Origin of the sequence: Falsihalocynthiibacter sp. S25ZX9, assembly GCF_041205405.1 — a bacterium.
In the GTDB taxonomy this organism is placed as follows: domain Bacteria; phylum Pseudomonadota; class Alphaproteobacteria; order Rhodobacterales; family Rhodobacteraceae; genus Falsihalocynthiibacter; species Falsihalocynthiibacter arcticus.
The window spans coordinates 47,889-57,129 of the sequence record NZ_JBGFCD010000020.1 but is presented as its reverse complement, the minus strand read 5'-3'; the positions used below and the strand labels follow the sequence as shown (position 1 = coordinate 57,129).

General features: G+C 54.4%; 8 protein-coding genes. All 8 read left to right on the top strand.

All coding sequences use genetic code 11. The features are described 5' to 3' along the window. Nucleotides 1–242: 242 nt before the first annotated feature. The 8 genes from AB9F29_RS18765 (at nt 243) to AB9F29_RS18730 (ending at nt 9,209) form a co-directional block, all read left to right on the top strand. On the top strand, nt 243–2,219 hold the full coding sequence (locus AB9F29_RS18765; RefSeq protein WP_369756792.1) for a multiheme c-type cytochrome: 1,977 nt from the start codon (nt 243–245) through the stop codon (nt 2,217–2,219). Between the two features lie 56 nt (nt 2,220–2,275). Continuing rightward, the gene (locus AB9F29_RS18760) at nt 2,276–2,770 is read left to right on the top strand and encodes a sulfatase-like hydrolase/transferase (RefSeq protein WP_369756791.1); all 495 of its coding nucleotides are present in this window, start codon (nt 2,276–2,278) and stop codon (nt 2,768–2,770) included. A gap of 282 nt (nt 2,771–3,052) precedes the next feature. Next, entirely contained in the window at nt 3,053–4,036 is a 984-nt protein-coding gene (locus tag AB9F29_RS18755; protein WP_369756790.1) for an AAA family ATPase, read from the top strand. Nucleotides 4,037–4,045: 9 nt separating this feature from the next. Further along, the gene (locus AB9F29_RS18750) at nt 4,046–4,981 is read left to right on the top strand and encodes a DUF58 domain-containing protein (RefSeq protein ID WP_369756789.1); all 936 of its coding nucleotides are present in this window, start codon (nt 4,046–4,048) and stop codon (nt 4,979–4,981) included. Continuing rightward, complete coding sequence (locus AB9F29_RS18745; RefSeq protein WP_369756788.1) at nt 4,978–5,460, top strand: DUF4381 domain-containing protein; 483 nt, start codon at nt 4,978–4,980, stop codon at nt 5,458–5,460. Before AB9F29_RS18750 ends, AB9F29_RS18745 begins: the two co-directional genes overlap by 4 nt. Then, entirely contained in the window at nt 5,460–6,446 is a 987-nt protein-coding gene (locus tag AB9F29_RS18740; RefSeq protein WP_335586856.1) for a VWA domain-containing protein, read from the top strand. The genes AB9F29_RS18745 and AB9F29_RS18740 overlap by 1 nt, the downstream gene beginning before the upstream one ends. Continuing rightward, complete coding sequence (locus AB9F29_RS18735) at nt 6,439–7,944, top strand: VWA domain-containing protein (protein WP_369756787.1); 1,506 nt, start codon at nt 6,439–6,441, stop codon at nt 7,942–7,944. The genes AB9F29_RS18740 and AB9F29_RS18735 overlap by 8 nt, the downstream gene beginning before the upstream one ends. After that, nucleotides 7,941–9,209: a hypothetical protein gene (locus tag AB9F29_RS18730; protein ID WP_369756785.1), complete on the top strand. Its 1,269-nt coding sequence runs from the start codon at nt 7,941–7,943 to the stop codon at nt 9,207–9,209. The genes AB9F29_RS18735 and AB9F29_RS18730 overlap by 4 nt, the downstream gene beginning before the upstream one ends. The last annotated feature ends 32 nt before the right edge of the window (nt 9,210–9,241 follow it).

Here is a 9,241-nt window from a genome sequence, read left to right as displayed (position 1 = left end):
GGTGTGAAAAATCGCGGACCAACACCCGAATTCCAGACAACCACGGCAAGAAATCCAACCAAAACACTCCAAATCAACAGTTATCCACAGACTCAAGGTGTGGCTTCGCGGAATTGTCACGAATCCGAAAGGCCTGTCGACATACCCAAACCTGACCGCGCGATTATCCCTTGCCAATCCCAAGGCAAAAAGCGACCTTTCCCGCAAATCATTATACGGCCAGATATTTTCGGGAGAACTCCGTGCATCACTTCCCTCTAAGGGCACCCCTTACCAACCTCTTATTCCGAGCGGCTCTTATAGGAGCGGTTCTTGCTTTCAGCGCACACTCTATACACGCGCAAACTATTCCCGAATTTGTTGGCACCCAAACTTGTGCCACCTGTCATGAATCCGCCGCCGAGGAATGGGAGGGATCGCACCATGCTTTGGCGTGGACCGAGCCCAATGCCCAAACCATTCTGGGGGACTTCTCGGATGTGACCTTTACACACCAAGGCGTTGCCACGCGTTTCTACCGCAATGACGACATCTATATGATCGACACCGAAGGCCCTGACGGGAAGATGACAACCTATCCCGTTACAGGTGTCGTCGGCATCACACCGTTGCAGCAGTATTTGATTGAGACCAAGCCAGGAACCCTACAGTCGTTTGACATTGCATGGGATGTAGTGGGGCAAACATGGTTCCACTTATATCCGACACAGGATTTACCAGCGGGTGACGGATACCATTGGAGCGGTCCCTATAAGAACTGGAACGCACGGTGTGCAGAATGCCACGCAACCGGTTTTGAAAAAAACTATTCCGCCGAAACCAAAACCTATGCCAGCACGCAGGCAGAAATTGGGGTTGGCTGCGAGAGTTGTCACGGCCCAGGCGAAGCGCATGTTAAATGGGCAGAGCCGGATTCGGATTTCGACATGGCGGACTGGAACAAAATCGATGCGACGGGCTTTACCATCGACCTCTCCGAAGGGGGCGAGATTGAAGTGCAACAATGCGCGACCTGTCATTCCCGTCGCGAGCCGTTTGGCGATGGCAACCCCCTGCCCGGCACCGGATTTCATGACGCTTATCGGCTGAGTCCGTTGCGCGAGACGCTCTATCATGCCGACGGGCAGATTTTGGACGAGGTCTATGTCTATGGCTCCTTCCTCCAATCCAAGATGAACGCCAAGGGTGTGACCTGTACGAATTGCCACAATCCACATACCGCGGAATTGAAAGCGGAAGGCAACGCCGTTTGCACACAATGTCACTCCGAGGCGGGCAATCCTGATTTCGTGTCCCTCCCTCTCAAAACATATGACGATCCATCCCATACCTTTCACCCCGACGGCAGCGATGGCGCGCAGTGTAAAAACTGTCATATGATTGAGCGCACCTACATGGGTGTCGACGGACGCCGCGATCACTCGTTCCGTATTCCCCGCCCCGACCTTACCTATGGCATCGAAACGCCGAATGCGTGCAACGATTGTCACGACGACAAATCCGCCAAATGGGCCGCCGAAACGCTTGAGGCATGGTTCCCAGACAGTACACACCGCACACGCCACTATGGGCAAACCTTCGCTTCGGCCCGCCTCAATCCGACGGGCAACGTTTTAAATCTGATCGAGATTGCCGAGTATCAATCGCTCCCCGCCATCGTGCGGGCCTCGGCACTAGAGATTTTGGCGAGCATATCAGACCCAGAAATCGCAAGCCGCCTCGAACCCCTACTAGAAGACAGTGACCCGCTCGTACGCGAAGGCGCCATTTCAGTTCAAAGGGGTGCGCCCGAAACCGAACGCTCGGTACGCCTTGTAGGGATGCTTGCTGATCCCGTAAAATCGGTCCGCATCGCTGCCGCACGCAACTTCTTGGGGATGCGGATTGCGCGGATGCCCGACCGAATGACTGACGATCTGAACAATGCAATGGGCGAATGGGAAGACTCCCTCGCCGTAAAATCCGACTTCCCTGAAGCTCAATTGGTGTTGGGGGGCATTGGCCTCACGACCCGCAATATGGATGCTGCTTTGGCCGCATTCGAGGAGGCCGTTGTGCTTGATCCGCAACAAACACAGGCTTGGGGGATGGTTATTCGCATCCATGCCGCCCTTGAGGATTACCCCGCAGCCCTTGAGGCTGCAAATCGGGCTGTTGAAAACGTCCCGAACGACACATTTCTTCGCCAGCTACAATCAGACCTCAGCGACAGGGAGTAGGGAGGGATATTTCCTTCAAAACATTCTAGCGAAATGTGTCCAAAAAAGTGTAGTGTTTGACTGCGACCTTAACACATCCGCGGATTCATTTTAGCTATGTGTTTGAGGAAAAAAGAGAATTTCAAGTTATCATCCACCTTACTTATAGGGAGAATGAGATGTATAAACCTATAGGCCCCTTTATTTTTGGGCGAATGGTCGGCGCAAGTGCAACTCTTGCCCTTTCAGTGAGAGCCGTTATTGCCGCAAACAACACAATCGTTCACTATTCTACAGATAACGGCGTTCACATGAACACGTGGCTAGATGCCAGCATGACGCCTTTCTTGGGCGAAAAGAACACCAACTGGGAAGGTGGCTGGCGCGTTCCTTCGATAGTTCGCTGGCCCTGTAAGATCGAAGCAGGTTCAGTTCGCAACGAAATTATGCACCACATGAATTGGTTACCAACGTTCCTTGCAGCGGCTGGAAGATCGTTTCCCTTGAGCAAAAAGCATACACGGCCCTTCGCGCACGGATCGAACCTTGGACAGAGTTGTGTATTCCTTTGATATTCAATCTGCCTCGCGACCCATATGAGCGTTCTTATCGTACATCCAATACCTACTATGATTGGTTGGAACATTTTTTGCGACCGTCAAAGGTTTCCCGCCACGTCAGAAAGCGGCGTCGTTCTCTCTTGGGCGCGTAATGGACCGATTTACCGAAATTTCAGGTAGCAACTAAACCTGAAAACTGTTCCAGTCTAATGGGGACCTCTTGTGGCGCCACTGATATCAAATCTCACGCGCCGCAAATTTGAATAGAACTTTTTTCACTTAGGACATTCCGCGATGAACACCTTTGAGCAGATTGAAGACCTCAGGACCCGTATGGGCAATTCCATTATTGGTCAAAAGGCTGTCGTAGAACGCCTGATTATTGGCCTTCTGGCAGATGGGAACTTACTGATCGAAGGCCTCCCAGGACTGGCCAAGACGCGCGCGGTAAAAGCGATGGCGAATAACCTTGAGGCCGAGTTTGGCCGCATCCAGTTCACACCTGACCTGCTGCCTTCAGACGTCACGGGCACCGAAGTCTATCACCAAACCAAAGACGGCGCGGAATTCCGATTTGAACAGGGTCCGATTTTCGCCAACATCGTTCTCGCTGACGAGATCAACCGCGCCCCCGCCAAGGTGCAAGCCGCTCTCCTCGAAGCGATGGAAGAACGCCAAGTAACGGTCGCGGGTACCACCCATAAAATGCCCCCGCTGTTTATTGTTATGGCGACGCAGAATCCGATTGAGCAAGACGGAACCTACCCCCTCCCCGAGGCGCAAATGGATCGCTTTATGATGCATGTTCGCGTCGATTATCCGCCCGTTGAGGACGAAGTCGAAGTGATCCGCCTTGTGCGCCGCGAAGAGCAAGCCAAAAACCAGCCCAAGGGCGGAGCAAAAGCTGCCCCCGCGAGCATCCCGCAATCCGCCATTTTCGACGCTCGCAGCGAGATAGCACAAATCCACGTTTCCGATGCAATGGAACGCTATATGGCGGACCTAGTTTACGCGACCCGAACACCCGCCGCGTTGAGCGAAGATTTGGCGCGCTGGATCGAAATCGGCGCAAGCCCTCGCGCCTCGCTCGCCCTCGATAAATGTGGCCGCGCCCATGCGTGGCTTTCTCAACGTGATTATGTCGACCCTGCCGATGTGCGAGCCGTCACCCATGACGTGCTGCGCCACCGTATAGCATTGAGTTATGAAGCGCAGGGCGAGGGGATCACCCCCGACATGGTGATTGATACGGTAATCTCGCTCGTGGCATTACCGTAAGGGGTTGTAATGACAGAGCAACTTGATCCTCGGATACATGTTGATGCCGCTCATCTACGGGCGCTTGCGACCCGTGCCCGCGGGATTTCCTTTCTCCCCGCCCAACCTTCGAAAAGTATTCTCAACGGTCAACATGCGTCTAAACTCAAGGGACGCGGCCTCAACTTTGAAGAATTGCGCCACTATTCCGTTGGCGACGATGTGCGCACAATTGACTGGAAAGTCACCGCCCGCACCGGCGAACCCTATGTGCGGGTCTATACAGAAGAGCGCGACCATTCGGTTTTGCTGATCGTTGATCAACGCATGTCGATGTTTTTCGGCAGCAAACACAACATGAAATCCGTCACCGCCGCCGAGGCCGCCGCCCTCGCCGCGCAAGCCATCCATGCCAACGCCGACCGTGTTGGCGGTATTGTCTTCAACGACACCGAAATGACCGAACTCCGCCCGAAAGCAAACGCCAAAGCCCTGAGCCAATTCATCGCCACGCTCGCAAAAGCGAACTGTGCGCTCCACGCTAAGGGGCCCTCGATTGACACGATGTCGCTGAATGAGCCCCTCAAAGCGGCCTGCCGTCTTGCCAAAACCAACGGGCAGGTTCTGATTTTTAGTGATTTTGACGGAATGAACGAACAGACATTTAAACTGCTGCGCACCCTTTCCCAGAAAAACGATGTGATCCTTTTCTCAATTTCTGATCCGTTTTCAAAAGCGCTCCCCGAAGGTATCGAAATCGTTGTATCAGATGGCGAAATTCAAGGCCTGCTTAAAACCAACGAAGCACAAACCCGAAAGAAACTGCTGGAGTTCACCACGGGACGTTTGGCAGAATTGATGACCTTCGCACATAAATTTGGCCTGCCAGTCTTGCCCTTAACTTGCTCCCAAGACACCCTGCCGCAACTCCTTAAGTTGTTGGGGAAAAGCCAGGGTCCCAAATGAGCGATGACCTTTCCACGCTGAGCCTGTCCGAGCTTTACGACGAACTCATTCCGCCTGTTGCTCCCGCGGATATCTCTATGTTCCCCCAAACGGTCGGTTGGATTTGGCTGGGCATTGCACTTTGCGCGACCCTTGGGTTTCTACTCAATCACTGGCTCAAATACCGACGCGAAAATGCCTATCGGCGCGCGGCAATCGGCGCTCTCAAACGCGCGGGTGATGATCCCGTTGCCCTTGCAAATGTCTTGCGGAAAACGGCACTGGCGGCCTTCCCAAGGCAAGATGTGGCAGGCTTGATCGGTGAAAGCTGGCTCGCTTTTCTCGATAGCACCGCAGGAAAACCACTTTTCACCGACACCGCTGCAGGTACCGCATTGATCCACGCGCCCTATCAATCTGCGCACATGCCCAGCGACCTGCCCGCACGCGCCAAAGAATGGGTGACCTCCCATAAAGTACAAAAAAGAGGAGGGGCATAATGCTATCTTTCGCCCTGCCCCTTGCGTTTCTCCTGCTCCCAATCCCTCTGCTGGTTTGGAAATTCGCGCCACCCTATCAGGAACGCTCCTCCGCCTTACGCGTGCCATTCTTTCGCTCTATGGCACAAGCCGTCGATATGCCCCATTCCAGCGGTGCCATTGTCCGCAGCCATACAAAACTGCAGTTTATAGCCAGTGCGCTCGTTTGGGTTTTGATGGTGATCGGCCTTGCCCAGCCCGAAAAACTCGGGGATCCCATCACGATTGAAACCTCCGCGCGCGACGTCGTTCTTGCCGTCGATATTTCGGGGTCGATGGATGAACGCGACCTCATTGGCTCTGACGGAAAACCGCTGCAACGTCTGGATGCCGTAAAGCAAGTTGTGGGGGATTTCATTGCTGAACGGGAAGGTGACCGTATTGCGCTCATCGTTTTTGGCAGCGACGCCTATTTACAAGTGCCCTTCACCGAAGACCTCGAAACGGCGGCGGAAATTTTAAACCAAACACAGGTCGGCATGGCGGGGCCACATACGGCCATCGGCGATGCAATTGGCCTCGCTCTGAACACGTTTCAGGGCAGCGATGTTGACCAAAAACTCGTCATTCTCCTCAGCGACGGCGCCGACACAAACAGCCGTATGAGCCCAATCAACGCCGCCGATATTGCTGCACGTCAGGGCGTTTCGATTTACACAATCGGCATCGGCAAAGAAGACGGCGAAGGCGAAGCGCGAGTGGATACCGAGGCTCTCATCCAAATCGCAGATCGCGCGAATGGCCAGTTTTATTTTGCCGACGACTCCGAGGGGTTGCGCGAAATATACGACACCATTGATGCGTTGAATCCGCGTGTCATCGACAGTGCAGAGTTCCAACCGCGCGAACCGCTTTCACATATCCCTTTCGGGGTTGCTCTCTGCCTTACCCTTTCTGCCCTCCTTTGGTTGGTGTTCACAGCGAAACGAAAGCAGAAAAATGCTTGAGGTCTTTCACTTTCTCCGCCCCGAATGGCTCGTATTGCTGCCCGTCATCGTCGGCTTGTGGTGGATCATTCGCCCCAAGAAAAAGTCCGATCAAGCCCTCACCGAGGGGCTCGCGCCGCATTTGGCCCAAGCCCTGTTGATCGGCGCCAACGAAGACCGCCGTTTTTATCCGATCGACACACTGGCCCTCGCGCTTGCCTTGCTCACCCTTGCGGTCGCGGGCCCAACTTGGAGCCGCATGCCAAACCCTCTTTTGGCGCAGACCGCCCCGCTTGTCGTCGCGCTTCAGGTGACACCGTCTATGGAAGAAACCGATGTACAACCTTCGCGCCTCCAACGTGCAAGTTTCAAAATCATCGACTTGGTAAAACAACGTTCGGGGGCGCAAACTGCCCTGATTGCCTACGCGGGTTCCGCCCATCGCGTGGCGCCCCTCACCCAAGATCCGAATATCATAAGCTCCTACCTGCAAGGCCTTTCGGCGGCCACCATGCCAAAGGAAGGCGACCGAGCGGATGCGGCTCTAACGCTGGCATTAACGGAACTTTCCCGTGCAGAAACGCCTGGCGCGATCCTTTTTGTGTTGGACGATTTTAACCCTGCAAATCTGACCGCATTCACCGAAAACGCCGACGAACGCTCGCCCGTTGTTTTCCTTATCGCGGGCCCCGAAACACTCAAAGTCCCCCAAATAGAGTCTATTCCCAATAGCGACGTCGTCCACATGACCGTCGACGATTCCGATATTAAGCAAATTGAGCGCACTGTACTTTCGGCCTATCGCAAAGCCCTTCTCGAAGACGAAACCCAAGCGTGGAATGATCGCGGATGGTTTCTGGCGTGGCCTGTTGCTCTCTTGATTTTACTTACGTTTCGGCGGGGTTGGACGATGCAATGGGCGGTAGTCTTGCTGCTCATGCTGCCTTTCCCGCGCAGCGCACAGGCCAGTGGGCTTAAGGACTGGTTTTTCACTCCGGACCAGCAGGGGCAAATGGCCTATGCGAACAAAGATTTCACCGAGGCTGCAACCCATTTCCAAGACCTTGAATGGCGGGCCTATACGCTCTTTATTAGTGGGCAATATGAGGAAGCAACAGAAGCCTATTCCCGAATTGAAACGTCCGACGGCGCTTTGGGCGAGGGGATGGCGCTGCTGCGAAATCGAAAATATCGCGACGGTGTGCGGGCTTTTAAAAAGGCGCTCGAACGCGACCCTACCAATGAAGCGGCGCAACACAATTTGATCGTCGCCCAAGCCATCGTGGCTTATGTGGAAAGCACGCAATCACAATCAGATACAGGCGAAGAGGCGGGCATTGGGGCAGATGACACGGTTTTTGACAACGAAAGCGGCTTGGGTGCGGAAACCCAAATCGAGCGCGGCGAGGAGACCGCAGCTACATTGACGGATGAGCAATGGATGCGCAGCGTTGACACGGATGTGAGCGATTTTCTACGTACGAGATTTATGCTTGAAACGTCAGAGGGGAACCCATGATGCGCACGCTCCTTGCTGGTTTTCTCGCGCTCCTTTTCTTGGCATTTCAAAGCGCGGCTTTCGCACAGACCCCGACAATCACCACGGAATTTTCAGAAAAGGCCGTTACTGTCGGCCAACCCTTCGTGCTGCGCGTTACGGTTCTTGTGCCAACACACATGCCGAAACCACCGATATTTCCGAGCTTTGAGACCGAAAATATGATTGTTCGCCTGCCCGAGCGATCCACTACTCCGACCAGCAAGGTCATCAGTGGAACGACGTGGTCGGGCATCACGCGGTCCTATCGGATGTACCCAATGGTCGCCGGGAAAACGCAAATTCCCGCCCAAAGTGTCACCCTTTTCTATATGTCCCCTGAAACCAATCAAGAAATCACCTTCACGGGAAAAATACCGGAACTGACAATAAACGCCACGCTGCCCAAAGGCGCTGAGGACCTCAGCCCACCGCTCCTTGCGCAGGGCCTCTCCGCCACCCAAACCCTTACGCCGCAAGAAGGCCCCATCGCAGTGGGCGACTCGATTGAGCGCAAAATTATTGTCAAAATTGATGGCACTTCCCCCCTCTTCATACCGCCCTTCTTGGGGTCCGAAGATATTGATGGGGTCGCTATTTACCCGCAAGACCCCAAGGTGACCGAGACTTCCAACCGCGGCGTCATGTCCGGGACGCGAGAGGAACGCGTGGTTTACATTGCGCAAACTGCGGGCACGGCCGTTCTTCCGGACCTGTCGCTTGAGTGGTTTAATCTCAAAACCAACTCCATCGAAACGGTCGACCTTCCGGGCCTGTCAGTGGCCATAACCCAACCCAATATTGTCGAACGATCATTGGACAAAAACTTGATCGGAACGCTTATTGTTGCCCCGCTTCTCGCTTTGCTTCTCTGGTTGCTTTGGGCCCGATTTGCCCGCGCTCGCTTTCAGAGGATCAGGCATCGTTTACGGGCGAATTATAACAACTCGCCCCACGCAGCCTTTCGGAGCGCGCGGAAGGCTGCTCAAGCATACGATCTCACGCGCCTACTTTCCCTAGTGGACAACCTCGAACAGAGTGATGCCTTAGAGGCCGCCTTGCACAACTTAACCCACGCACGTTACGGGACCACAGCCGCGCCCGAATCTGAGATTGATCGCCACTGGACCGAGATTGCGCACCACTTGAAAAAGGCGCAACCGCGCGTTTCAATTGGGGCTATTTTGGGACTAAAACGCCAGCCCCACCGCGCGTTTGGGCACGATCTCGGCAACCAAGGTTCCTAAGTTTTCTTTCACGGCCCCTGTTGATTTCCTGC

Coding starts and splice junctions, on each gene's coding strand:
- AB9F29_RS18755 (WP_369756790.1), top strand. CDS start 3,053: ATGAACACCTTTGAGCAGATTGAAGACCTCAGGACCCGTATGGGCAAT.
- AB9F29_RS18730 (WP_369756785.1), top strand. CDS start 7,941: ATGATGCGCACGCTCCTTGCTGGTTTTCTCGCGCTCCTTTTCTTGGCA.
- AB9F29_RS18740 (WP_335586856.1), top strand. CDS start 5,460: ATGCTATCTTTCGCCCTGCCCCTTGCGTTTCTCCTGCTCCCAATCCCT.
- AB9F29_RS18750 (WP_369756789.1), top strand. CDS start 4,046: ATGACAGAGCAACTTGATCCTCGGATACATGTTGATGCCGCTCATCTA.
- AB9F29_RS18745 (WP_369756788.1), top strand. CDS start 4,978: ATGAGCGATGACCTTTCCACGCTGAGCCTGTCCGAGCTTTACGACGAA.
- AB9F29_RS18735 (WP_369756787.1), top strand. CDS start 6,439: ATGCTTGAGGTCTTTCACTTTCTCCGCCCCGAATGGCTCGTATTGCTG.